We start from the raw sequence: 24,841 nt of genomic DNA on the forward strand, positions 1-24,841 counted from the left end.
GCTTGTGGGAAAAAGTGGTTATTTGTGGGAAAAATCTTGTCCGACTGAAGTTTAACAGGGATGGAGTAGCCAGTGTTCAGAGGCGCCAGCAGCATCGTACTTGATGCCAAGGGCCGGATCGCCATACCAAAGCGATACCGGCCGCTGCTGTGTGCCGAGGACTCCGCTCCTCTGGTGCTCACCGTGGACATTCACTCCCCCTGCCTGCTTCTCTACCCACTCCAAGCCTGGAGCGCGGTGGAGCAGAAGCTGGCACGCCTGTCGGATACCCAGCCCAGTGAGCGGGCCGTGAAACGGTTGCTGCTCGGCTATGCCAGCGATGTGGAGATCGATCGCATGGGCCGGGTGCTGATCCCTCCCCCCCTGAGGCAGTTTGCCTCCCTGGACAAGCAACTGATGCTGGTGGGCCAGTTGAACAAGTTTGAGATCTGGTCCGAACAGAACTGGCAGAGCCAGATAGAAGCCTCCCATGCCGCAGTGGAAGCGGAAGCCTTTATCGACAACCAACGTTTACAGGAATTTGCCCTCTGATGGCGGAAACTTTTAGTCATGTCACCGTACTGCTCAAAGAGGCGGTGGATGGGTTAAACATCAAGCCCGACGGCCTCTATGTCGACGGCACATTCGGTCGCGGCGGTCACAGCCGCGAGATTCTCTCTCGCCTCGGACCCGACGGTCGCCTGTTTGGCATCGACCGGGATCCCCAGGCGGTGGCGGTGGCCCGGGAGCTGGAGCAGGCGGATCCCCGTTTCAGCATCATCCACGGCCCCTTCTCCGGCCTGGCGGACTACATCCGTGAACGAGGCCTGGAGGGCAGGGTGGATGGTGTGTTGTTGGACCTGGGTGTCTCCTCCCCTCAACTGGACGATGCCGAGCGAGGCTTCAGCTTCCTGCGGGACGGACCGCTGGATATGCGCATGGACAACAGCCAGGGGGAGACCGCTGCCCAATGGCTGGAGCGCGCCGATGCCAAGGACATCGCCTGGGTGATCCGCACCTTCGGTGAGGACAAGTACGCCGGCCCCATCGCCAGGGCGATCAAGGCACACCTAGAGGAGGGCAAGCCCCTGACCCGGACCCGGGATCTGGCCGGCCTGATTGAGTCGATCACGCCCAAACACAAGCTAGAGAAGGGCAAGCACCCCGCTACCCGCACCTTCCAGGCGATCCGCATCTACATCAACAGCGAGCTGGAGGAGATCGAGCGTGCCCTGGCCGGATCCCTGCTGGCGCTGGCACCCAAGGGACGGCTGTCGGTGATCAGCTTCCACTCCCTGGAGGACCGCATGGTCAAGCGTTTCATGCGTCGCCAGAGCCAGGGTGAGCCGTTGCCGCCGGGATTGCCCCTGACCGAGGATCAGATCAACCAGACACGCACCATGAAGACCATCGGCAAGGCGCTGAAGCCCTCCGATGTCGAAGTGGATGACAACACCCGTTCCCGCAGCTCGGTGCTGAGGGTGGCGGAGAGGCTGGGCTGAGATGATGCCGGGTGACGCCGGTCTGGGTTCGGCCATTGTGGCGGATCTGCGCCGCCTGTGGCCGATGCTGCTGATGGGGGCGCTGGTGCTGATCAGCGCCCTGGCAGTGGTGTGGACCGCCTACGAAGCCCGGCAGATGACCAATGCCCTGAACCAGCAGCTGCAGCATCGGGATGAACTGGATATCGAGTGGCGCCACCTGTTGCTGGAGGAGCAGACCCTGACAGAGCATAGCCGGGTGGGCAGGATGGCTGAGAAACAGTTGGGTATGGGACGCCCCGCACCGGGGCAAGAGGTGGTGGTGAGGCTGCCATGAAGCCAGCAACGCGCAAGAAGCGCCCCCTGAAACGACGCAGTGCCAAGGCTCCGGCCAAGTCCGGGGCCAAGCAGAACCTGCACCCAACCCTGTTCCAGTACCGCTACCGGTTTGTGGTGGTGGCCCTGTGTGCCGTCTTCCTGGCGATTGTCGGCCGGGCCGCCTACATCCAGGTGATCTCTCCGGACCGTCTTATCTACGAGGGAGACATGCGCTCGCTGCGCACCCAGACCCGCGAGGTTCAGCGTGGGCTGATCACCGATCGCAACGGTGAGATGCTGGCGGTGAGCGTACCCGCGGAAGCGATCTGGGCCGATCCAAAAATACTCAACGAGAAGAACAGCTTCGCCGACAGCCGTCGTTGGCAGGCCCTGGCGGAAGTGGTGGGCGAGGATGCCGCTGAGCTGGCCGCTCGCCTCAAGGCCCATCCCAAGCGCCGTTTCGTTTACCTCAAGCGGCAGGTGACCCCGGCCCTTGCCCGCTATGTGCGTGAACTGAAGATCGCCGGCATCGGCCTCAAGCCGGAGTCGCGTCGTTACTACCCGGCGGGGGAGATCACCGCCCAGTTGGTGGGGATCACCAACATCGACGACAAGGGACTGGAGGGGCTGGAGCGTCAGTATGACGACTGGCTGACCGGTTCCGCCAGCAAACGCCGGGTGCGCAAGTCCCGGGACGGCAAGGTGGTGGAGAACCTGTCGGTGATCGAGGAGGGGGAGAACCCCAACGATCTGCGTCTGAGCATCGATATGCGGCTGCAGTCCCTGGCCTACGAGGAGCTGAAGAGGGCCACCGAATATCATATGGCCAGCTCCGGCTCCATCGTCATTCTGGATGTGGCCACCAGCGAAGTACTGGCCATGGTCAATACCCCCAGTTACAACCCCAATCAGCGGGCGGGGATGCAGAGCTTTGCCATGCGCAATCGCGCCATTACTGACACCTTTGAGCCCGGGTCGACCATCAAGCCGCTGGTGGTGGCTACCGCCCTGTCCGAGGGGGCGACCACACCGGACGAGGTGATCAACACCAGCCCTGGCTGGAAGCGCATCGGCGGCAGCGTCGTTCGTGATACCCGCAATTTCGGCAAGCTGGATATTACCCATGTGCTGCTCAAATCCTCTAACATGGGCACCTCCAACCTGGCCCTGAGGATGGAGATTGAGACCCTGCTGGACAGCTATGCCCGCTTTGGCATCGGCGAGTACTCCGGCATCAACCTGCCCGGCGAGTCCACCGGCGTGCTCTCCCGTCGTCACCGCTGGTCGGACTTTGAGCGGGCCACCCTCTCCTTCGGCTATGGTCTCAGCGCCACACCGCTGCAACTGGCGCGGGTCTACGCCATCCTCGGCAACGGTGGCCGCAGGAACCCGGTGTCGATCCTCAAGCTTCGTCCCGATCAGATGCCCGCCGCCGAGCAGGCAGTGCCGGAATGGGTGGCGGATGAGGTGGTGCGGATGCTGTCCGGCATCACCGGCCCCGAGGGGACCGCCAAGCGCGCCCATATCGACGGCTACACCGTGGCCGGCAAGACCGGGACCTCCCGCAAGGCAGTGGCCGGTGGCTATGGGGATGACTATGTAACCTATTTTGCCGGCCTGGCACCCGCCGAGCGGCCCAGGCTGGCGATCTCCGTGGTGATCAACGACCCCAAGGGGGAGCAGTACTACGGGGGGACCGTGGCCGCGCCGGTGTTTGCCAAGGTGATGGCCGGGGCGCTGCAGATGCTGAACGTGGCGCCCATTACAGAACAGGAGCGGGCCGGCAATCTGGTGGCCCGACGAGGAGGCGCAAATGATCGCTCTAGATGATCTGTTGGCGCCGTGGATGACGCTCGAAACAGAGACAGAGGTTCGGGGCCTGACCCTGGACAGCCGCCAGGTGGTCCCAGGGGACTGCTTTGTGGCGATGCCCGGCCACCTGGTGGATGGCCGTGATTACATCGATGCCGCCGTGGCCAAAGGGGCGGTGGCGGTGCTGGAGGAGGCGGAGCGGGCCGGGTTGATCGCCGAGGCGCCGGTGCTGCGCATCGGCCTGCCGCAGTTGGCCTCTCAACTCAGCGCCATCGCCCTGCGCGCCTACCCCGATGCGGCCAGGCCGGTGCTTTACGGGGTGACCGGCACCAACGGCAAGACCACGGTGACCCAGCTGCTGGCCCAGCTTCATGACTTGATGGGGGAGAGGGCCGGGGTCATGGGGACCGTCGGCAATGGCCTGTGGGGTGCGCTTGAGCCCTCCGCCAATACCACCTCGGATGCCCTCACCGTGGCTCGCGCCCTGGCGGACCAGGCCCGGGCCGGCGCGGCGGCGGTCGCGCTGGAGGTGAGCAGCCATGGCCTGTCTCAGCACCGGGTGGATGCCCTGCCGTTTGCCGTGGGCATCTTTACCAACCTCAGCCGTGACCACCTGGATTACCATGGCGATATGAACGGCTATTCCGATGCCAAGGCCAGGTTGTTTGAGCTGCCGCAGCTGCAGGCGGGGGTGTTCAATCTGGACGACCAGTATGGCGCCCAGTGGCACCGGCGCTGGCCGACGGACAAGCCCGGAGTGGGCTACAGCATCGACGGTGCCACCTGCCGTGGTCACTTCCTGTCGGTCAAGCGGGCAGACTACCACCCCGGCGGCGTCAGTGCCGTGGTTGACTCCAGCTGGGGAAGGTTTCAGCTCGATTCACCGCTGATTGGCCAGTTCAACCTGGCCAACCTGCTGGCGGCCCTGGGAGCGATGCTGATTCGCGGGATGGAGCTGGCTCCTCTGCTGCAGGCGGTCAGCCGGCTCAAGCCGGCCTTGGGGCGAATGGAGAGTTTCTCCGCCCCTGGCAGGGCCACCGTGGTGGTGGATTATGCCCATACCCCGGATGCCCTGGGCCAGGCCCTGACGGCGCTCAAGCACCACTGCCGGGGACGCCTCTGGTGTGTGTTTGGTTGCGGCGGTGACCGCGACCGGGGCAAACGACCGCTGATGGCCATGGAGGCCGAGGCGCTGGCCGACGAACTGGTGCTGACCGCAGACAACCCCAGGAGCGAGGCGGTGGCCGACATCATCGGCCAGATGCAGCAGGGGCTGTCCGGGCGGGCCCATTGCCGGGTGGAGACCGACCGTGCCCGGGCGGTGGCCCTGGCAGTGGCTGAGGCCGGCGAAAAAGACATGATTCTGGTGGCGGGAAAGGGCCACGAGGATTATCAGATTATCGGTACCGAGCGTCGCCACTACGACGAGCGTCGTTGGGTGCAGCAACTGATGGAGAGCGTCGATGATTGAGCTCAGCCTGAGCCGGATGGCGGAGATCCTCTCCGGTGAGCTGGTCGGAGAGGACCGCCTGGTCTCCAGCTTGTTTACCGACAGTCGGGCTCCGCAAGCCGGCGGTGTGTTTGTGGCCCTCAAGGGGGAGCATTTCGACGGCCACGGCTATGTCAGGCAGGTGGCCGAGCTGGCCGCGGCCGCACTGGTCAGTGAGCCTCAGCCGCTGGCGCTGCCCCAGGTGGTGGTCGGCGATACCCGTCTGGCCCTGGGGCAACTGGGAGCCTGGCTGTGTCGCAAGCTGGCCCCCTACCGGGTGGCGATCACCGGATCGGTGGGAAAGACCTCGGTGAAGGAGCTGACCGCGGCCATCTTCGCCTGCGAGGGGCCGACCCTGGCCACCCGCGGCAACTTCAACAACGATCTCGGGGTGCCGTTAACCCTGCTCAGGCTGGAACCTCAGCACCGGTTCGGGGTCTTTGAACTGGGGGCCAACCACCCCGGCGAGATCCGCTACACCTCCTCGCTGGTGCGCCCCAACGTGGCGGTGATCAACAATGTTCAGGCCGCCCACCTGGAGGGGTTCGGCTCCATCGACGGTGTGGCCCGGGCCAAGAGCGAGATTTTTGAACACCTGACTGACGATGGTGTCGCGGTAATCAACTTGGACGACCATAAGGCCGACTTTATCAGGGAGACCCTGGGAACGCGGCCGGTGCTGACCTTCTCCAGCCGCGGTTTCGCCGATCTGTATGCCGAGGCGCTGCAGGTGCTGGACAACGGTTGCTACCGATTTACCCTGCATCGCCATGACGGTGCCCGTACCGTCTCCTTGCCTCTGGTGGGCCGCCACCAGGTGGACAACGCCCTGGCGGCTGCCGCCCTGGCCACTGCCGCCGGCATTGAGCTGGACCGCATTGTCCAGGGGCTGCAGGGCGTGGCGCCGGTGAAGGGCCGGATGCGCCCCATCCGCCTGGCGGCCGGCGTCACGGTGATCGACGACTGCTACAACGCCAGCGTGGCGTCCGGCAAGGCGGCCATCGATGCCCTGGCGGAGACGTCCTCGATTAAGGTACTGATTTTTGGTGACATGGGTGAGCTGGGGCAGGACGCCGAGCGCCTTCACGGCGAGGTGGGGGCCCACGGGGTGAAAAAAGAGATTGACCACGTGCTGACAGTGGGTACATTAAGCCGCTCGATTTCTGCGCCCCACCCCCGCGGGCGCCATTTTGCGGATCAGACCGCCCTGGTTGCCGCCATCAAGGTTTTGCTGGCGGAAAATGACCGGCCCATAACCCTTTTGGTGAAGGGATCCCGAAGCGCCGCCATGGAACGGGTGATCGATGCGCTGTCGGAACACTATGGAGAACAGAAGTAGATGCTGGTTTACCTGGCCGAATACCTGGCCCAGTTTTATAGCGGGTTCAACGTCTTTTCCTATCTGACGTTCCGCGCCATTCTTGGACTGTTGACCGCCCTGGCGTTCTGCCTGGTGGCAGGCCCCTACCTGATTCGTTATCTGCAAAACATGCAGATTGGCCAGGTGGTCAGAGACGACGGTCCCGAGTCCCACTTCAGCAAACGCGGTACCCCCACCATGGGGGGGATCATGATCCTCGGAGGGATCTTCGTCAGCGTGCTGCTGTGGGGAGAGCTGGCTAACCGCTACGTGTTGGTGATGCTGTTCGTTCTCGGCTCCTTCGGTGCCATCGGCTTCGTCGATGATTACCGCAAGGTGATTCGTAAGGATCCCAAGGGGTTGATTGCTCGTTGGAAATACTTCTGGCAGTCCGCCATCGCCTTGGTGGTGGCCGGCTACCTGCTGTGGAGCGCCCGCAGTCCCGATGAAACCATGCTGGTGGTGCCCTTCTTCAAGGATGTGATGCCTCAGCTGGGCGGCATCTTCCTGCTGCTGGCGTACTTCACCATCGTCGGCAGCTCCAACGCGGTCAACCTGACCGACGGCCTCGACGGGCTGGCCATCGTGCCCACCGTGATGGTGGCGGCGGCGTTTGCCCTGGTGGCTTACCTGTCCGGCCATGCCGAGTTTTCCCGCTACCTGCACATCCCCTACCTGCCGGGGGTGGGTGAGCTGGTGATCGTCTGCACCGCCATGGTGGGGGCGGGATTGGGCTTTTTGTGGTTCAACACCTATCCGGCCCAGGTGTTCATGGGGGACGTGGGTTCTCTCGCTTTGGGTGCGGCCCTGGGCGCCATTGCCGTGCTCACCCGCCAGGAGATCCTGTTGGTGATCATGGGGGGGATCTTCGTGGTGGAAACTCTGTCGGTAATCCTGCAGGTGGGCTCCTTCAAGATGCGCCGTAAGCGTATCTTCAAGATGGCGCCGATCCACCACCACTATGAACTCAAGGGGTGGCCGGAGCCGCGGGTGATCGTCCGTTTCTGGATCATCTCCCTGTGCCTGGTTCTGCTGGGTCTGGCGACCCTGAAGGTGCGCTGATGAGCCAACTGACTGTGCCGGTACGATGGTTGATTCTGGGACTGGGTATCACCGGTCTCTCCTGTGTGCGCCATCTGCACCGACGCGGTGACACCCTGGCGGTGTGGGACAGCCGGCGGACGCCCCCGGGTGCCGACACCCTGGCTGCGGAGTTCCCCGGTGTGCCGCTGATTTCCGGCCCCTTCGACGCCGAGGCCCTGAAGCTGGCCCAGACCCTGGTGGTCTCCCCTGGCATCCCCCTGGCTCACCCGGCCATCGCCGAGGCGATGGCGGCGGGGGTCGAGGCGATCGGCGACATCGAACTGTTTGCCCGCGAGGTGGACGCCCCGGTGGTGGCCATCACCGGCTCCAACGGCAAGTCCACGGTGACTACCCTGATGGGGGAGATGGCCCGCGAGGCGGGGCGCAGTGTCGGCATCGGCGGCAACATCGGCACCCCGGCGCTGGATCTGCTGGGGCGGGGCCACGACTGCTACGTGCTGGAGCTCTCCAGCTTCCAACTGGAGACCACAACCAGCCTGCGGCCGCGTATCGCCACCGTACTCAACGTCAGCGATGACCACCTGGACCGCTACCGGGACTTTGGTCACTACCGGGACACCAAGGCCACCATCTACGCGGGCGCCGAGCTGGTGCTGGAAAATGCCGACGACCCCCACACCCGCAGCGGCCGCCCCGATGCCTGGCGCTTCGGCCTGCAGCGGGGGGAGTTCCGGCTGGAGGGGGGCCGGCTGATGGCCAGAGAACGGCCGGTGCTGGCGGCGGCCGACATGGCCCTGGTGGGCAGCCACAACCAGGCCAACGCCCTGGCGGCCATCGCCATGGCCGAGGCCCTGGGACTGGAGCAGGCGCCGATGGTGAAGGCCCTGACGAGGTTCGGCGGCCTGCCACACCGCTGTGAGACCGTGGCGGTCAAGGGCGGAGTCCACTACGTCAACGACTCCAAGGCCACCAATGTGGGGGCCACCCTGGCGGCGCTGCAGGGGATGAAGGCGTTTCCCGGCCGACTGCACCTGATCGCCGGCGGTGTGGGCAAGGGCGCGGATTTCTCTCCCCTGGCGCCCTGGCTGAATGAGCGGGTCGACCAGCTGGTAACCTTGGGGCAGGATGGCGACGCCATCGCCGCCCTGAAACCCGGGGCGCTGGGTTGCGATTCCCTGGAGCAGGGGGTCAGGATGCTGGCAGAGCGGGCCCGGCCCGGGGACATGGTGCTGCTGTCGCCGGCCTGCGCCAGCCTGGATATGTTTGCCAACTACGTGGCGCGCGGAGAGGCGTTCCGCCAAGCGGTGGAGGCCCTGTAGATGGCACTGGAGCAGCTGACCATCAACTTCAGGGAGTCGCCGTCACAGCCGATGCTGTATGACCGGATGCTGCTGATGCTGATGGTGGTGCTGGCCTGTCTCGGCCTGGTGATGGTGACCTCCGCGTCCCTGGCGGAAGCGGAGAACCTCACCGGGGACCCGTTCCACTTCGTGAGGCGCCACCTGTTCTTCCTGGCCATGGCCGGGGTGATCGTGGCGGTGGGGGTGCGCATCCCCATCGCCGTCTGGCAGAGGTACAGCGCGCCGTTGATGTTTCTGGGACTGGGGCTGTTGGTGGCGGTGCTGATTGGCGGCCGCAGCGTCAATGGCGCCACCCGCTGGATCCCCCTGGGGCCCTTCAACCTGCAGGTGGCGGAGGTGGCCAAGTTCACCCTGTTCCTCTATCTGGCTGGGTACCTGGTGCGACGCCACCAGGAGGTGCGGGAGGAGATCAAGGGGTTCCTCAAGCCCTTTGTCGCCCTGGGGATGTATGCGGTGCTGTTGCTGATGCAGCCGGATCTCGGCACCACGGTGGTGATGTTTGTCACCGTGATGGGAATGCTGTTCCTGGCCGGGGCCAAACTGCGTGACTTTTTCGCGCTGATGCTGCTGGGGGTGGCGATGGTGGTGCTGCTGATCGTCTCGGCCCCCTACCGGATGAAGCGGGTCACCAGTTTCTGGGATCCCTGGGAGGATCCCTTCGGAGCCGGCTATCAGCTGACCCAGTCGCTGATGGCCTATGGCCGGGGTGACTGGCTGGGGCAGGGGCTGGGCAACAGCATTCAGAAGCTGGAGTACCTGCCGGAGGCCCACACGGATTTCATTTTTGCGGTACTGGGTGAAGAGCTGGGGTTTGTCGGCGTCACCTGTGTGCTGGTGCTGGTGCTGATGCTGGCATTGCGGGCCCTGCGTATCGGCAACCTGGCCCTGCAGGCCAACCAGGCGTTTTCCGGCTACCTGGCCTATGGCATTGGCATCTGGTTTAGTTTTCAGACCGCGGTTAACGTCGGCGCCAGTGTGGGCCTGCTGCCCACCAAGGGGTTGACGCTGCCCATGGTCAGTTATGGTGGAAGCAGTTTATGGGTAACAACGGGCGCAGCCGTGGTATTGCTGCGCATCGACTACGAGCGGCGCTTGGCTCAGCTGAGTGCCAAGGGGGCGGAGCGATGACGGCGCCTAAGCGATTGATGGTGATGGCCGGTGGCACCGGCGGTCATGTTTTCCCCGCCCTGGCGGTGGCCCGGCGACTCCAGGAGCAGGGCTGGCAGGTGAGCTGGCTCGGCACCGCCGATCGCATGGAGGCACGAGTGGTGCCCCAGCATGGCTTCGAGATCGACTTTATCGACATCCAGGGCGTGCGCGGCAACGGCCTGCTGCGCAAGCTCAAGGCGCCGCTGCAGATCCTCAAGGCGGTCTACCAGTCCTGGTGCATCCAGCGTCGGCGCAAACCGGATGTGGTGCTGGGGATGGGCGGTTACGCCGCCGGGCCCGGTGGCATTGCCGCCTGGCTCAGGGGCACTCCGGTGGTGCTGCATGAGCAGAACGCCGTGGCCGGGGCCACCAATCGCATCCTCGCCCGCTTCGCCAGCCGCATCCTGTGTGCCTTCGACGGCGTGTTCCCCGGGCGGCAGGCCCGCCGGGTGGGCAACCCGGTGCGGGAGGAGTTGCTGGCGGTGGGTCGCGATCATCCTGTGGTTCCCGGTGACCAGCTCAAGGTGCTGATTGTCGGTGGCAGCCTGGGGGCCAAGGTGCTCAATGAGACGTTGCCCCAGGCGGCGCAGCGACTGGGCCCGAACACCAGCCTGACCGTCTGGCACCAGGTGGGGCGTGGCAATGAGGCTGCCACCCGGGAGGCCTGGCAAACTCTGGCCCCGGCGGTCGGAGTGCAGGTCTCGGAGTTTATCGATGACATGGCGGCGGCTTATACCTGGGCGGATCTGGTGATCTGTCGGGCCGGTGCCCTGACCGTGGCGGAGCTGGCGGCCTGCGGTCGCCCCGCCATCCTGGTGCCCTTCCCCCATGCGGTGGACGATCACCAGACCAAGAATAGCGAAGCCCTGGTGGCGGCAGGGGCGGCCAAATTGATGCCCCAGTCAAAGCTGACCCCGTCGGCCTTGGCATGCAGGCTGACCCAGCTGGCCCATGATTCAGAACGTTTGACCGCCATGGCCAGAGCGGCAACCCAGGTGGCGGTACCCCAAGCCACCCAATTGGTGGCCGAGGAGTGTATCCAGGCCGCCGGAGGCAACAATGAGTAACAGAACCACTTCCAACGGTTTGCCCGCCATGAGGCGGGTAAAAGCGATCCATTTTGTCGGCATCGGCGGCGCCGGCATGGGCGGCATCGCCGAGGTGCTGGTCAACGAGGGCTATGCCATCAGTGGCAGTGACATCGCCGAGAATGCGGTCACCGAGCGCCTCCGGGCGCTGGGGGCCACCATCCACATCGGTCATGACGCCCGGTGGATTGAGGAGAAGGATGTGGTGGTGGTCTCCACCGCCATCAAACAGGATAATCCCGAGGTGGTAGCGGCGCGCGCCGACCGTATTCCCGTGGTGCAGCGGGCCCAGATGCTGGCGGAGCTGATGCGCTTCCGCCACGGCATCGCCATTGCCGGGACCCACGGCAAGACCACCACCACCAGCCTGATCGCCAGCATCTTCGCCCAGGCACAGCTGGATCCCACCTTCGTCATCGGCGGTCTGCTCAACAGTGCCGGTACCAACGCCAGGCTGGGATCCGGCAAGTTCCTGATCGCCGAGGCGGATGAGTCCGACGCCAGCTTCCTGCACCTGCAGCCCATGGTGTCGGTGGTCACCAATGTCGAGCCGGACCACATGGACACCTACGGCGGTGACGTCAGCAAGCTGCACGACACCTTCGTCGAGTTTCTGCACAATCTGCCCTTCTACGGCCTGGCCGTGGTCTGCGGCGACGATCCCGGTGTGCGCGAGTTGCTGCCCAGGCTCGGTCGCCAACTGGTGACCTACGGCTTCGAGGAGGGGGGGGACGTTCGCGCTACTCACTTCCGTCAGAGTGGGACCCACAGCGAGTTCGTGGTTCAGCGTCAAGGCCGGGCCGACCTGAGGGTGACTCTTTCCCTGCCGGGTCGTCACAATGTCCTGAACGCCCTGGCGGCGATCGCGGTGGCCACCGATGCGGGGATCCCCGATGAGGCCATTGCCGCCGCCCTGACCAGCTTCGAGGGGATCGGCCGCCGCTTCCAGCAGTATGGTGAGTTCGATACCGGTCGCGGCCGGGCGCTGTTGGTGGACGATTATGGGCACCACCCCAGTGAGGTGGCGGCCACCATCAAGGCGGCCCGGGCCGCCTGGCCGGAACGTCGGCTGGTGATGGCCTATCAGCCCCACCGCTACAGCCGTACCCGGGATCTTTACGACGACTTTGCCCAGGTGCTGGCCCAGGTGGATCAACTGCTGCTGCTGGAGGTGTACGCCGCCGGTGAGGAGCCCATCGCCGGCGCTGACAGCCGGGCCCTGGCTCGCACCATCCGTGGCCGAGGCAAGGTGGATCCCATCTATGTGCCGGGACCCGACGCCTTGCCGGCGATGCTGGCGGAGGTGCTGCAGGACGGCGATGTGGTTTTGACTCAGGGGGCCGGCAACATCGGCGCCCTGGCCAGGAAGCTGGGCGCCATGGAGCTCTCGGTGGAGAAGATGAGAGGGGAACACCATGACTGAGTTTGGCAAAGTGGCCGTGTTGTTGGGCGGCAGCAGCGCCGAGCGGGAGATCTCCCTGAAGTCGGGGCAGGCCGTGTTGGCGGGCCTGCTCAAGGCAGGGGTCGATGCCCACCCCTTCGACCCGTCCGAGCGCGCCCTGACGGAGCTGGCGGGGTTTGACCGCGCCTTTGTCGTTCTACATGGCCGTGGTGGCGAGGATGGCACCCTGCAGGGCGCCCTGGAACACATGGCTATGCCCTACACCGGCAGCGGCGTGCTGGGCTGTGCCCTGGCCATGGACAAGGTGCGCACCAAGAGTCTGTGGGCCGGTCAGGGGCTGCCCACCGCCGCCTTCGAGGTAGCCGTCGAGGGGCGGTTCAAGGCGGAGACCGCTTCACAGATGCTGTCACGCCTGGGGGGCAAGGTGATGGTCAAGCCAGCCAATGAAGGATCCTCCATCGGCATGGCCATCGCCGAGACGCCGGAGCAGCTGGCCCAGGCGATCGCCGCCGCCCACGAGTTTGACCGGGAGGTGCTGGTGGAGCAGTGGATCGACGGTCCGGAGTTTACCGTCGCCATCCTGGGAGAGCGGGCGCTGCCGGTCATCGAGATGCGCACCGACAACGCCTTCTACGACTACCAGGCCAAGTACCAATCCAATGAGACCCGCTACCTCTGTCCCTGCGAACTGCCTGAGCAGGAGGAGCTTGAGCTGCGGGCGTTGGCTCTGACCGCCTTCCGTGCGGTGGGCGCCAGCGGCTGGGGTCGTGTCGACGTGATGCGCACCAGAGACGGCCGCTGGCAGCTGCTGGAGGTGAATGCGGTACCAGGCATGACCGAGACCAGCCTGGTGCCCAAGGCGGCCAGGGCGGTGGGGATCGACTTTCCCACCCTGGTGACCACCATCCTGGCCCAGACCGTGGAGTAGCCACCGATGGGGTTGGCGGTGTGGCGCAGCTGGTCCTGGCCCAGGGTGAACTGGTACTCGGTCTGTGGCGTGCTGCTGCTGATTTCGGTGTTGCTGGGCCTGGCCTGGGGTGGACGCTTGCTGGGGCAGACCCTGGCGGATGCCGAACGGTTGCCCATCGATGAGATCGCCCTGGTGGGTCAGCGCAGTTACACCCGGGACATCGAGGTCCGTCAGGCGCTGTCCGCCATCGAGGGAGACAGCCTGGTGACCGCCGACATGGAGAAGGTGCGCACCGCCCTCACTCGGCTGCCCTGGGTCAACCGGGTGACGGTGCGGCGGGAGTGGCCCAACCGGCTGCGGCTCTATCTGGTGGAGCAGCGCCCCATGGCCCACTGGAACGGCGGCGACTGGCTCAATCAGGACGCCCAGGTGTTCCAGGCGCCGCCAAGGTCCGGGATCGGCGCGTTGCCCCAGTTGGCCGGCCCTGAGGGCAGCAGTGAAAAAGTGTGGCAGAACTGGCTGAAATTCAGTGAGCTTCTGAGGTTAAATGGATTTTCGCCACAGAGACTGACCCTGAGCCATCGCCACGCCTGGACCCTGACCCTGGAGGATGGGCTGGAGCTGAGGCTGGGACGCATCGAGGGGATCGAGCGGCTGCAGCGGTTTATTGAGCTGTGGCCCACGCTTTCCAGGCAAGGAAGGCAAGCACAATACATTGATATTCGGTACGATACGGGATTGGCTGTCGGCTGGCAGTTGGAACAGAGAGATTGATGACATCATGACCAAAAGTCAGGAGCGAAACCTAATTGTGGGTTTGGACATCGGCACCTCCAAGGTGGTGGCAATCATTGGCGAGGTGCTGCCTGACGGCGCCATCAGCATCGCCGGCCTGGGCAGTCAGCCCTCCCGTGGCATGGACAAGGGCGGGGTGAACGATCTGGATTCGGTCTCCCGCAGCATCAAGAACGCCATCGGCCAGGCGGAGATGATGGCGGACTGCCAGGTGGACTCGGTGTTCCTCAGCATCTCGGGCCGTCACGTGGACAGCCAGAACGAGAAGGGGATGGTCTCCATCGACGACGATGAGGTGACCCAGGATGACGTTGACCACGCCATCCATACCGCCCGTTCGGTGAAGATCCCCACCGAAAGGCGGATCCTGCACGTGCTGCCCCAGGAGTTCACCATCGACGAGCAGGAGGGTATCCGCAGTCCGGTGGGGATCTCCGGGATGCGGATGGAGGTGGATGTGCACATCGTCACCTGCTCCAACGACTGGGCCAAGAACATCATCAAGTGCGTGGAGCGCTGTGGCATCCAGGTGGAGGACCTGGTGTTCTCGGCCCTGGCCAGTGCCGATTCGGTGCTGACCCAGGATGAGAAGGATCTGGGGGCCTGCCTGGTGGACATCGGCGGCGGCACCACCGACATCGCCGTCTACACCAACGGTGCCCTGCGCCACTGTGCGGTGATCCCGGTGGCCGGCAACCAGGTGACCAGTGACATCGCCAAGATATTCCGCACTCCGCTCTCCTACGCCGAGCAGATCAAGGTGCAGTACGCCTCGGCCCGCAGTGCCCTGGTGAGCCAGGAGGAGAGCATCGACGTGCACTCCGTCGGTGGCCGGCCGTCCCGCACCATGTCCCGCCATACCCTGGCGGAGGTGGTGGAGCCCCGCTATCAGGAGATCTTCGAGCTGGTCCAGGAGGAGCTGCGGGCCAGCGGCTTCGAAGAGCAGGTGGCCGCCGGGGTGGTGCTGACCGGCGGCACCTCGGCCATCGAAGGGGCGGTGGAGGTGGCCGAGGAGTGCTTCGGCATGCCGGTGCGGGTGGCGGTACCCCACGAACCCAAGGGACTGAAGGAATACGTCAGCGAGCCAAGCTTTGCAACCTCCGTCGGCTTGCTGTACTTTGGCGCCGAGCGCATCCGCGATCGGGAAATAGAACGCCATACAAAACACGGAGTAACCAGCATGTTGGACCGGATCCAAGGCTGGTTTAAAGGCGAGTTTTAGCGGCCCGCACAGTTGATCGGGGGTAGCATTGGCCCCTGAGATTCAGCCGCTTGATAACAGAATGACTTTGGACGCAGGCTAAACGGAGATAAGAGTATGTTTGAGGTTGTGGACGCGCACACCGAAGATGCCGTCATCAAGGTGATCGGCGTGGGGGGCGGTGGTGGCAACGCCATCGAGCACATGGTTGAGCAGACCATCGAAGGAGCCCAGTTTATCGTGGCCAACACGGACTCGCAGGCACTGCGCAAGTCCACCGCTGGCACCACCATTCAGCTGGGCAAGAACGTCACCAAAGGACTGGGCGCCGGAGCCAACCCTGCCGTGGGCTATGAAGCGGCCATGGAGGACAAAGAGTCCATCCGCGCCGCCCTGACCGGGTCCGACATGGTGTTCATCGCCGCCGGCATGGGTGGGGGAACCGGGACCGGTGCCGCGCCGGTGGTGGCCGAGGTGGCCAAGGAGGAGGGGATCCTCACCGTCGCCGTGGTGACCAAGCCGTTTGTCTTCGAAGGTAAGAAGCGTGCCGCCTATGCGGAGCAGGGGATCGCCGAACTGTCCAAGCATGTGGATTCACTGATCACCGTGCCCAACGACAAGCTGCTGAAGGTGCTGGGCACCAAGACCAGCCTGCTGGAGGCGTTCAGTGCCGCCAACAACGTGCTGCTGGGAGCGGTACAGGGGATCGCCGAGCTGATCACCCGCACCGGCCTGATCAACGTCGACTTCGCCGACGTGAAGACGGTGATGTCCGAGATGGGCAACGCCATGATGGGCACAGGTGTGGCCCGGGGCGAGAACCGCGCCGAAGAGGCCGCCGAAGCCGCGGTATCCAGTCCGCTGCTGGAGGATATCGACCTGACCGGTGCCAAGGGCGTGCTGGTGAACATCACCTGTGGCATGGATCTCTCCATCGAGGAGTACACCCTGATCGGTGATCATGTCCGCGCCTACGCCTCCGAGAACGCCACCATCGTGGTGGGGACCGTTATCGAACCGGAGATGAGCGACGAGATCCGGGTCACTGTGGTGGCCACCGGCATCGGCGCCGACAAGAAGCCAGACATTCAGATCGTGGTGCCGCCCAAGGCGGCGACCCCTGCCCCTCAGCCTGTGGCTCAGCCCGAGCCCAAGCCCCTGGAGCAGCCCGCGGTCTCCATGCAGCCGATCCGGATCGAGCCTGCGGCCCAGGCCAGCGAGCCGGCGACCCCGACGGCCCCTGCGCCGACACCGGCCAGCAGCCACGGCAATGCCGCGCCTGCCCAGGATGCCCAGAAGGGTGCTTACCTGGATATTCCGGCGTTCCTGCGTAAGCAGTTGGATTAAAAGGTTTTATTATCTGATCAGACCAGATTTTGGCCCTGGGCGTTTTTTCTGGTAAAATATGCCCCCCGAAATTGAGTTTATTGAGAGCAGGACGGTTAATGAGTAAACAGCGCACTCTACAGCGCCCGGTTCAGGCAACCGGTGTGGGTCTTCACTCCGGTGACAAGGTCACCCTGAGCATCAATCCGGCCCCCGTGGGCACCGGGATTGTGTTCCGGCGTACCGATCTGACCCCGGTGGCGGAGATCCCCGCCAGTGCCGCGCTGGTGCGTGAGACCACCCTGTGTACCGGCCTGGTCAGCGACGAGGGTCACCGTATCGCCACGGTGGAGCACCTGATGTCTGCCCTGGCCGGCCTCGGCGTAGACAATGCCATCATCGAGGTGGATGCGCCCGAGATCCCCATTATGGACGGCAGTGCCAGTCCCTTTGTCTTCCTTCTTCAGACCGCCGGCCTGGTAGAGCAGCCTGCGTCCAAACAGTACCTGCGCATCCGTAAGCCGATCCGGGTCGAAGAGGGTGACAAGTGGGCGGAGTTCCGTCCCCATAATGGCTTTAAACTCAACTTTGCCATCGACTTCGATCACCCGGAGATCGCCAGAAGCCAGCAGAAGATGGTGATGGAGTTCTCCTCTGCCGAATACATCAAGCAGGTGAGTCGCGCCCGCACCTTCGGGTTTATGCGCGACATCGAGTACCTGCGGGCCAACAACCTGGCCCTGGGCGGCAGCATGGAGAACGCCGTGGTGCTGGACGAGTTCCGCATCCTCAACCCCGATGGCCTGCGGGTTGAGAACGAGTTCGTCAAGCATAAGATTCTGGATGCCGTGGGGGATCTCTATCTGGGAGGGTATGCCATCCTGGGAGAATTCACCGCGTTCAAGTCCGGTCATGCGCTGAATAACCAACTGATTCGCGCGGTACTGGCGGATCAGGAAGCCTGGGAACTGGTGAGCTTCGAGGAGGCTCAGCAGGTGCCGATGGACTACCTGGCACCGGTGACCGCCTGAGTTAAGAGTTGTTCTGCTGGCCGCCCCCATGGGCGGCCAGTTTTTTTAGCTTCTCTCCCAGGCTGCCGCCTATAGATTCTGCAAGCTCCTGAATCTGGCTCGCAGCTTGAGGACTGAGTCTATTAAGATTTTGCGTTACCTGTCGCTCAATCCTGGACAGTGTCGGGTTGACTTTGATCTCAATAGTGGTGAGCATTGGGAAACCTTGTTGCCGCAACTGCTGCAGCAGCTGCAGTTTCATGAACTGCAGCCGGGTTGCCCAGGCGGCGCTGTCGGTCTCGATGATCATGACACCGTCGCGAAGGTTGGCTACCCGGTACCGCCCCCTGAGGTCACTGCCCAGGAGATCGGTGGTCGCCTGTTGCAACTGTCTGAGCGACTCAGTGCGCTCCTGGACCTGACGGAGCCTTTGGCTCATCAGCTCGGCAACATCGGTAGGTTTTGACTTCATACCAAGACACAAAAGATTAGATAAGAACTCCATGAGTGTAACAGTCTTTATAAAGGGAAAGCACGGTGTACGGCACTGGCAACCGGGCAAGGGGTGGTTTTTGCTGCCGCTGATGCTAGTGGCCGCCGGCGTTGGGCTGTTCCAGCTCCATAAAGAGCAGTTGCACGAGGTGGAGCAGAAGCTGGCTCAGGCTCAGGAGAGTCAGGCCGATGGGCAGGAGCAGGTGGAAGAGATCCGCCAGCTGACCCAGACCCAGTTGGCCACCCTGGCGGTCCGCCTCGGGCGGATGCAGGCGCAGATGAATCGCCTGGAGTCGCTGGGGATCGCACTGGCCGATCGGGCCGAACTAACCGAACAGTTTGATTTCTCATCGGCGGTGGGCCTGGGTGGCGCCAATGCCGATGAGCTGGGTGATGTGGGGCTCAAGCAGCTGCTGCTGGAGATGGAGCAACTGGCCAAGCGGCTGGACAGCTCGGACAGCCAGCTGGCGCTACTTGAAACTGTCGAGCGCAATCACCATATAGATTTAAGCAGTTATTTGTCAGGACGTCCCATCGTCAAGGGCTGGCAGTCCTCCGACTATGGGATGCGCAACGATCCATTCACCGGCCGTCCCGCCATGCATAAAGGCATCGATTTCGCGGGTACGGAAGGGGGCGATGTCGTCGCCACCGGAGCGGGAGTCGTCTCCTACTCGGGCGAGATGTACGGTTACGGCAATTTGGTCGAGATTGATCATGGTAACGGGGTGAAGACCCGTTACGGTCATAACAAGGCCCTGCTGGTCAAGGCAGGCCAGGTGGTCAAGAAGGGAGACGTTATTGCCGAACTGGGCAATACCGGCCGTTCGACCGGACCCCATGTCCATTACGAAGTGTTGCGCAACGATCGTCAGGTTAATCCTAACAAATACGTTTACCGTAAGCCCCGCAGTTAGTGGGGCGGGCAATCCTGGTAGGGCCAACGGAGTTTGGTCCGAGTCCTAAGTAAAAAGTGAAATAAGACGATGTTTGCACAACTCCTCACCAAGATTTTTGGTAGCAAGAACGAGCGTACCTTGAAGCAGCTGCGCAAGGTTGCCGCGCAGATCAACCAGCTGGAAGCGGAATATGAGGCCCTGAGCGACGAGCAGCTCAAGGCCAAGACCGAGGAGTTCAAGCAGCGCATCGCCGACGGGGCCCGCCTGGACGATATCCTTCCGGAAGCGTTTGCCACCGTCCGGGAGGCCTCCAAGCGGGTGTTCGGCATGCGTCACTTCGACGTGCAGCTGATCGGCGGTATGGTGCTGCAGTCTGGCCGCATCGCCGAGATGCGCACCGGTGAAGGTAAAACCCTGACTGCGACCCTGCCGGCCTACCTCAATGCCCTGACCGGCAAAGGGGTTCACGTGATCACGGTCAACGACTACCTGGCCAGCCGCGACGCCGACTGGAACCGTCCCCTGTTCGAATTCCTGGGCATGACCGTGGGCATCAACGTGCCGGGCATGGGTCCCCAGCAGAAGAAGGAAGCCTACGCCGCGGACATTACCTACGGCACCAACAACGAATTCGGCTTCGACTACCTGCGCGACAATATGGCCTTCTCCGCCCCGGAGCGGGTTCAGCGCCCCCTGTTCTACGCCATCATCGACGAGGTGGACTCCATCCTGATCGATGAAGCCCGTACCCCGCTGATCATCTCTGGTGCCGCCGAGGACAGCTCAGAGTCCTATATCAAGGTGGACAAGATCATCCCCCGCCTGGTCCGCCAGGATAAGGAGGATACCGAGGAGTACACCGGTGAGGGTGACTACACCATCGATGAAAAGGGCAAGCAGGTTCACCTGACCGAGCGCGGTCAGGAGAAGGTCGAGGAGCTGCTGATCGAGATCGGCATGCTGCCCGAGGGCGAGTCCCTCTACAGCGCCACCAACATCTCTCTGCTGCACCATGTGAACGCCGCCTTGCGTGCCCACACCCTGTTCGAGAAGGACGTGGACTACATCATCCAGGATGGCGAGATCGTCATCGTCGATGAGCACACCGGCCGCACCATGCCGGGCCGTCGCTGGTCAGAGGGTCTGCACCAGGCGGTGGAAGCCAAAGAGGGGGTGAGAATCCAGAATGAGAACCAGACCCTGGCCTCGATCACCTTCCAGAACTACTTCCGGCTGTATGACAAGCTGGGGGGGATGACCGGTACCGCCGACACCGAAGCGTTCGAATTCCAGCACATCTACGGCCTGGATACCGTGGTGATTCCCACCAACCGTCCGATGATCCGTGACGACCGCCCCGATCAGGTCTACCTGACCGAAGAGGAGAAGTTCGAAGCGATCATCGCCGACATCAAGGATTGCCAGGAGCGTGGTCAGCCTACCCTGGTGGGCACCATCTCCATCGAGGCGTCAGAGCGCCTCTCCAACGAGCTGCGCAAGTCCAAGATCAAGCACAACGTCCTGAACGCCAAGTTCCACGAGCAGGAAGCCCAGATCGTCGCCGACGCCGGTCGCAGCGGTGCGGTTACCATCGCCACCAACATGGCCGGCCGGGGTACCGACATCGTGCTGGGCGGCAGCTGGCAGGCGGAACTGGAGGAGCTCAGGGCGAGCGGTGCCACCGAGGAGCAGATTGCCGAGAAGCACGACAACTGGCAGGAGCGTCACGACGCGGTTTTGGAGGCCGGTGGTCTGCACATCATCGGTACCGAGCGTCACGAGTCCCGCCGTATCGACAACCAGCTGCGTGGCCGTTCCGGCCGTCAGGGTGATGCAGGTTCCTCCCGCTTCTACCTGTCCATGGAAGACTCGCTGATGCGCATCTTCGCATCCGACCGGGTGTCCGGCCTGATGAAGAAGCTGGGTATGGAGCGGGGCGAAGCGATCGAGCACCCCTGGGTGACCAAGTCCATCGAAGGCGCCCAGCGCAAGGTGGAAGCCCGCAACTTCGATATCCGTAAGCAGCTGCTGGAGTTTGACGACGTGGCCAACGACCAGCGTAAGGTGGTCTACGCCCAGCGTAACGAGCTGATGGACAGCGACAGCATCGCCGAGACCATCGAGGTGATTCGCGACGATGTCCTGGCCAACGTCATCAACAGCTACATACCTCCCCAGTCTCTGGAGGAGATGTGGGATGTCCCCGGCCTGGAGGAGCGCCTGGCCTCCGAGTTCAACCTGGAGCTGCCCATTGGCAAGTGGCTCGAGGAGGAGGAGGACCTCCACGAGGAGACCCTGCGCGAGCGCATCAGTCAGGCCTGGGGTGAGGTGTACAAGCAGAAGGAGCAGTTTGTCGGTGAGCCGGTTCTGCGCCAGTTCGAAAAGGCGATCATGCTGCAGACCCTGGACAACCTGTGGAAGGAGCACCTGGCGGCGATGGACCACCTGCGCCAGGGCATCCACCTGCGCGGATATGCCCAGAAGAACCCCAAGCAGGAGTACAAGCGCGAGTCTTTCGAGATGTTCGAGAGCATGCTGGAGACCCTGAAGCACGACGTGATCTCCATCCTTTCCAAGGTCCGGGTTCAGACCCAGTCCGAGGTGGATGAGATGGAGGCCAAGCGCCGAGAGCAGGAGGAGGCCCTGGCGGCACAGCGCAACTACTCCGGCGCGCCCGAGGGCGAACAGGCGCCGCAGCCCAAGGTGGGCCGGAACGAGCCCTGCCCCTGTGGTTCCGGCAAGAAGTACAAGCAGTGTCACGGTAAGCTGGCCTAATAAGGTCTGATATCAGATAGCAAATGCCAGTCTCCGGACTGGCATTTTTGATCAGAGAGGAGCATGGCGGTGGCCATTCAGAGAATCGTTATCGGCCTGGTTCGGAACAGCCAGGACCAGTATTTGATCAGCCTCAGGCGGGGGGAGCAGCACCTGGCAGGCAAGTGGGAGTTCCCCGGCGGCAAGGCGGAGGCGGGGGAGGATGAACTCTCCGCCCTGGCCAGGGAGCTGGAGGAGGAGGTGGGGCTGGAACTCACTGGCGCCGAACTGATGGAGCGCAAGGTGTTCGAGTTCGACGACCGCACCCTGGCGCTGCACTTCTACCGGGTGACCGGCTACCGTGGCCAGCCCAGGGCCAGGGAGGGGCAACCCCTGAAGTGGGCCAGTGTCGAGGAGCTCAGGGCCCTGCCGTTTCCCAAGGCCAACGACTCGGTGATTGCCGCGTTGTGACATGAAAAAAAGGCTCCCTGGGAGCCTTTTTTCATGGTCGAGGTTAATCCTCTTTGAAGAAGTCGCCCTCGTCGTAGCCGAGATCGTCGGGGATCTCCGGTTCGACGGGGATGGCGTGCTTCTCGTCGGCCCAGTCTCCCAGATCGATCATCTTGCAGCGTTCGCTGCAGAACGGCTTGAAGGGGTGGTTATCGTCCCAGGTCACCGTTTTCTTGCAGGTGGGGCATTGTACTTCCAGGGTCATGGGGTCTCCATCGACAGCGACAGGCTAAAGGGGAGGTTGCGCACTTCGGCGCTGCCCGTGCCGGCGTTCATCATGTTCAGACTGAATCGGCTCTTGTGGCCGCTGATCACCGGGTAACAGCCATAGTGGTTGTCCAGGCGGATCCGCAGCAGGGCCAGAGGGTGATCGGCATTATGGAGAAACTGGCCCTGGATCGCCACCCTGTTCTCCCAGTGACTGCATTCGCGAATCAGTTGCAGTTGCAGGGCGATCGCCTCGGTCAGCGGTGCCAGGGTGGCCAGCCAGGCGTCGATATCCTGGATCCGCTGGGCCCTGGACTGACCCAGCCAGTGCTGCAGCCGGGGGAGGTCAAAGCCACAGGCTCCGCCGGCCAGGTTGACCCGCTGGCGGATCTGGCTCAGAAACCTGTCCTGACGCAGAGTGCTGCCCGGGCGCTCCATCTGCAGCAGGGCGCGGCCTTGCCGCTGCAGGGTCTCCACCAGTGCCTGAAGCTGCCGCTGGTCCACTCCGGGCTGGCTCTGCCACTGGGTCACCAGGGACAGGCTCTGATCCACCTGCTTGGCCAGCTCCCCCTTGATGTCGGAGCGTTCCAGCAGGTCGCACAGCTCGAACAGGGTGCGGAACAGGCTGCGGTGGGCACTGGGGCAGTCGCCGTTACGGCAGTCCTCCAGGGCCTGCACCAATTGCTCCACCCTCAGGTAGAAGCGGGTGCGTTCGTTCAGGGGATGTTCGTACAGGGTCGAGTTACTCATGGCTCCCGGCAAGTGTCAGATAGTGTTGATGGAGCTGTTCCACCTGGGTGTTAAGGTCGGCAAGATTTCCGCCGTTGTCAATGCGATCGTCGGCGGCGGCCAGCCGCTGGGCCCGACTGGCCTGATTGGCCATGATCTTCTCCACTAGGGCCTGGTCATTGTGATCCCGGCTCATGGTACGCCTAAGCTGCTCCTCCTCCGGCAGATCCACCACCAGTACCCTTTCTACCAGGGACTGCAGGCCGTTCTCCACCAGCAGCGGGATCACCAGCAGGGCATAGGGGGAGGTGGCCGCCCGGCCCCGTTCGATCATGCGGGCGCGCACCAGCGGATGGATCAGGGAATTAAGCCACCGCAGCTCCTCAGGCTGGTTGAATACCCGCCGACGCAGGGCGGCCCGGTCCAGGCCGCCGCCGTCACTCAGTACCTGGTCGCCGAAGTGGTCGACGATCGCCTTCAGGCCGTCGCTGCCTGGGGCGACCACTTCGCGGGCGATAAGGTCGGCGTCGATAAGCTCAATGCCCCGTTTGGCAAACAGATCCGCGACCGTGCTCTTGCCCGAGCCGATGCCGCCGGTGAGGCCGATCAGCAGGGCGCTCACAGGCCCACCACCCGGGTCAGATACCAGTGGACTATCCGGTCGCCCCACAACAGCGCCACCCAGCCCGCCAGGATGATCCAGGGTCCGAAGGGCATGGGGTTGTCCCGCTTCAGCCGGCCCAGGGCCAGCTGGATTAGGCCGAATCCAGCCCCGAGGAGGGAGGAGAGCAGGATGATCAGCAGCAGCGGCTTCCACCCCAGCCAGGCGCCAAACAGCGCCAGCAGCTTGAAGTCGCCGTACCCCATCCCCTCCTTACCGGTGACCAGCCTGAACAGCTGAAACACGCTCCAAAGGCTGAGGTAGCCGAAGGCGGCGCCGAGCACCGCCTGCTCCAGGGGAACCAGGCCATCCCCCAGGTTGAACAGCAGCCCCAGCCACAGCAGAGGCAGGGTGATCTGGTCCGGCAGCAGCATCGTATCCGCATCGATAAAGGCCAGGGCGATCAGGCCAAGGCTCAGCAACCACAGGGCGCCGAAGGTGGGAGTAGGACCAAACTGCCAGGCCAGCAGGACGGAGACGGCCGCGGTCAGCAGCTCCACCAGGGGGTAGCGCAGGCCGATGGTGGCGCCACAATGGTGACAGCGTCCCCGCAGCAGTAGGTAGCTGAGCAGCGGGATGTTGTGCTTCATGGGGATGGGCGTCAGGCAGTGACCGCAGCGAGAGCGCGGGGTGGCCAGGTTGAAGGGGGTGGGCAGATCGCTGCGAGTCACCGGTTGTTCGCAGTACTCCTGGCACTCGACGCGCCAGTCCCGGTCCATCATGATCGGCAGGCGATGGATCACCACGTTGAGGAAGCTGCCCAGGATCAGGCCCAGCAGGGCGACCAGGGAGGAAAACAGCCAGGGCTGCAGTTGGAAAAGGGTGATCCAGTAGTCCATTTCGTGATTCGGCTTAATGAGTTAT

The 24,841-nt window shown here is 63.6% G+C and carries 24 protein-coding genes; 19 read left to right on the plus strand and 5 right to left on the minus strand.

The features are described 5' to 3' along the window. Nucleotides 1-72 precede the first annotated feature (72 nt). The 16 genes from mraZ to lpxC all read left to right on the plus strand — a co-directional run bounded on the left by mraZ (nucleotide 73) and on the right by lpxC (nucleotide 17,746). Complete coding sequence (gene mraZ, locus FCL40_RS01520) at nucleotides 73-531, plus strand: division/cell wall cluster transcriptional repressor MraZ (protein ID WP_136850646.1); 459 nt, start codon at nucleotides 73-75, stop codon at nucleotides 529-531. Continuing rightward, nucleotides 531-1,481 (plus strand): 16S rRNA (cytosine(1402)-N(4))-methyltransferase RsmH, encoded by a 951-nt coding sequence (gene rsmH / locus FCL40_RS01525; RefSeq protein WP_136850648.1) that lies wholly within the window; start codon nucleotides 531-533, stop codon nucleotides 1,479-1,481. The genes mraZ and rsmH overlap by 1 nt, the downstream gene beginning before the upstream one ends. Nucleotides 1,482-1,485: 4 nt before the next feature. Further along, nucleotides 1,486-1,797: a cell division protein FtsL gene (ftsL, locus tag FCL40_RS01530; protein WP_136851359.1), complete on the plus strand. Its 312-nt coding sequence runs from the start codon at nucleotides 1,486-1,488 to the stop codon at nucleotides 1,795-1,797. Then, nucleotides 1,794-3,608 carry a peptidoglycan D,D-transpeptidase FtsI family protein gene (locus tag FCL40_RS01535; protein ID WP_136850650.1) on the plus strand — a complete coding sequence of 605 codons (1,815 nt, stop codon included), beginning with the start codon at nucleotides 1,794-1,796 and terminating at the stop codon, nucleotides 3,606-3,608. Before ftsL ends, FCL40_RS01535 begins: the two co-directional genes overlap by 4 nt. Continuing rightward, entirely contained in the window at nucleotides 3,592-5,061 is a 1,470-nt protein-coding gene (gene murE, locus FCL40_RS01540; RefSeq protein ID WP_136850652.1) for a UDP-N-acetylmuramoyl-L-alanyl-D-glutamate--2,6-diaminopimelate ligase, read from the plus strand. The genes FCL40_RS01535 and murE overlap by 17 nt, the downstream gene beginning before the upstream one ends. After that, a complete protein-coding gene (locus tag FCL40_RS01545) occupies nucleotides 5,054-6,418 on the plus strand; it encodes a UDP-N-acetylmuramoyl-tripeptide--D-alanyl-D-alanine ligase (protein ID WP_136850654.1) in 1,365 nt (454 codons plus the stop codon). Before murE ends, FCL40_RS01545 begins: the two co-directional genes overlap by 8 nt. Beyond that, nucleotides 6,419-7,501: a phospho-N-acetylmuramoyl-pentapeptide-transferase gene (gene mraY / locus FCL40_RS01550; protein ID WP_136850656.1), complete on the plus strand. Its 1,083-nt coding sequence runs from the start codon at nucleotides 6,419-6,421 to the stop codon at nucleotides 7,499-7,501. Next, nucleotides 7,501-8,802: a UDP-N-acetylmuramoyl-L-alanine--D-glutamate ligase gene (gene murD / locus FCL40_RS01555; RefSeq protein ID WP_136850658.1), complete on the plus strand. Its 1,302-nt coding sequence runs from the start codon at nucleotides 7,501-7,503 to the stop codon at nucleotides 8,800-8,802. The genes mraY and murD overlap by 1 nt, the downstream gene beginning before the upstream one ends. After that, entirely contained in the window at nucleotides 8,803-9,972 is a 1,170-nt protein-coding gene (gene ftsW / locus FCL40_RS01560) for a cell division protein FtsW (protein WP_136850660.1), read from the plus strand. Further along, entirely contained in the window at nucleotides 9,969-11,060 is a 1,092-nt protein-coding gene (murG, locus tag FCL40_RS01565) for an undecaprenyldiphospho-muramoylpentapeptide beta-N-acetylglucosaminyltransferase (protein WP_136850662.1), read from the plus strand. The genes ftsW and murG overlap by 4 nt, the downstream gene beginning before the upstream one ends. Continuing rightward, nucleotides 11,053-12,504, plus strand: a complete 1,452-nt coding sequence (gene murC / locus FCL40_RS01570; RefSeq protein WP_136850664.1) for a UDP-N-acetylmuramate--L-alanine ligase — start codon at nucleotides 11,053-11,055, stop codon at nucleotides 12,502-12,504. The genes murG and murC overlap by 8 nt, the downstream gene beginning before the upstream one ends. Continuing rightward, nucleotides 12,497-13,411: a D-alanine--D-alanine ligase gene (locus tag FCL40_RS01575; protein WP_136850666.1), complete on the plus strand. Its 915-nt coding sequence runs from the start codon at nucleotides 12,497-12,499 to the stop codon at nucleotides 13,409-13,411. Before murC ends, FCL40_RS01575 begins: the two co-directional genes overlap by 8 nt. 6 nt (nucleotides 13,412-13,417) lie before the next feature. Beyond that, nucleotides 13,418-14,167, plus strand: coding sequence for a cell division protein FtsQ/DivIB (locus FCL40_RS01580; protein ID WP_136850668.1), 750 nt, complete (start codon nucleotides 13,418-13,420; stop codon nucleotides 14,165-14,167). A 7-nt stretch (nucleotides 14,168-14,174) separates the two neighbouring features. After that, complete coding sequence (gene ftsA, locus FCL40_RS01585) at nucleotides 14,175-15,410, plus strand: cell division protein FtsA (protein WP_136850670.1); 1,236 nt, start codon at nucleotides 14,175-14,177, stop codon at nucleotides 15,408-15,410. 96 nt (nucleotides 15,411-15,506) lie between these two features. Then, nucleotides 15,507-16,736, plus strand: coding sequence for a cell division protein FtsZ (gene ftsZ / locus FCL40_RS01590; RefSeq protein WP_136850672.1), 1,230 nt, complete (start codon nucleotides 15,507-15,509; stop codon nucleotides 16,734-16,736). A 98-nt stretch (nucleotides 16,737-16,834) separates the two neighbouring features. Next, the gene (gene lpxC / locus FCL40_RS01595) at nucleotides 16,835-17,746 is read left to right on the plus strand and encodes a UDP-3-O-acyl-N-acetylglucosamine deacetylase (protein ID WP_136850674.1); all 912 of its coding nucleotides are present in this window, start codon (nucleotides 16,835-16,837) and stop codon (nucleotides 17,744-17,746) included. A gap of 1 nt (nucleotide 17,747) precedes the next feature. Here the strand turns inward: lpxC and FCL40_RS01600 are convergent, their stop codons facing one another. Continuing rightward, nucleotides 17,748-18,230: a DUF721 domain-containing protein gene (locus tag FCL40_RS01600; RefSeq protein ID WP_136850676.1), complete on the minus strand. Its 483-nt coding sequence runs from the start codon at nucleotides 18,228-18,230 to the stop codon at nucleotides 17,748-17,750. Between FCL40_RS01600 and FCL40_RS01605 the strand changes: the two genes are divergently transcribed. The 3 genes from FCL40_RS01605 (at nucleotide 18,229) to mutT (ending at nucleotide 22,341) form a co-directional block, all read left to right on the plus strand. After that, a complete protein-coding gene (locus FCL40_RS01605; RefSeq protein ID WP_136850678.1) occupies nucleotides 18,229-19,134 on the plus strand; it encodes a M23 family metallopeptidase in 906 nt (301 codons plus the stop codon). The genes FCL40_RS01600 and FCL40_RS01605 overlap by 2 nt on opposite strands. Nucleotides 19,135-19,203: 69 nt before the next feature. Continuing rightward, on the plus strand, nucleotides 19,204-21,891 hold the full coding sequence (gene secA / locus FCL40_RS01610) for a preprotein translocase subunit SecA (RefSeq protein ID WP_136850680.1): 2,688 nt from the start codon (nucleotides 19,204-19,206) through the stop codon (nucleotides 21,889-21,891). 69 nt (nucleotides 21,892-21,960) lie between these two features. Further along, nucleotides 21,961-22,341, plus strand: a complete 381-nt coding sequence (mutT, locus tag FCL40_RS01615; protein ID WP_169306964.1) for an 8-oxo-dGTP diphosphatase MutT — start codon at nucleotides 21,961-21,963, stop codon at nucleotides 22,339-22,341. A gap of 43 nt (nucleotides 22,342-22,384) precedes the next feature. On the opposite strand, the gene yacG is transcribed toward mutT, so the two are convergent. The 4 genes from yacG to FCL40_RS01635 are packed head-to-tail and all read right to left on the minus strand — an operon-like array spanning nucleotide 22,385 to nucleotide 24,816. After that, on the minus strand, nucleotides 22,385-22,585 hold the full coding sequence (yacG, locus tag FCL40_RS01620; RefSeq protein WP_136850684.1) for a DNA gyrase inhibitor YacG: 201 nt from the start codon (nucleotides 22,583-22,585) through the stop codon (nucleotides 22,385-22,387). Then, the gene (locus FCL40_RS01625; protein ID WP_136850689.1) at nucleotides 22,582-23,337 is read right to left on the minus strand and encodes a cell division protein ZapD; all 756 of its coding nucleotides are present in this window, start codon (nucleotides 23,335-23,337) and stop codon (nucleotides 22,582-22,584) included. The genes yacG and FCL40_RS01625 overlap by 4 nt, the downstream gene beginning before the upstream one ends. Beyond that, on the minus strand, nucleotides 23,330-23,938 hold the full coding sequence (gene coaE / locus FCL40_RS01630; protein ID WP_136850691.1) for a dephospho-CoA kinase: 609 nt from the start codon (nucleotides 23,936-23,938) through the stop codon (nucleotides 23,330-23,332). The genes FCL40_RS01625 and coaE overlap by 8 nt, the downstream gene beginning before the upstream one ends. Further along, entirely contained in the window at nucleotides 23,935-24,816 is an 882-nt protein-coding gene (locus FCL40_RS01635; protein ID WP_136850693.1) for a prepilin peptidase, read from the minus strand. Before FCL40_RS01635 ends, coaE begins: the two co-directional genes overlap by 4 nt. Between the last annotated feature and the right edge of the window lie 25 nt (nucleotides 24,817-24,841).

Source organism: Ferrimonas sediminicola (assembly GCF_005116715.1).
GTDB lineage: Bacteria > Pseudomonadota > Gammaproteobacteria > Enterobacterales > Shewanellaceae > Ferrimonas > Ferrimonas sediminicola.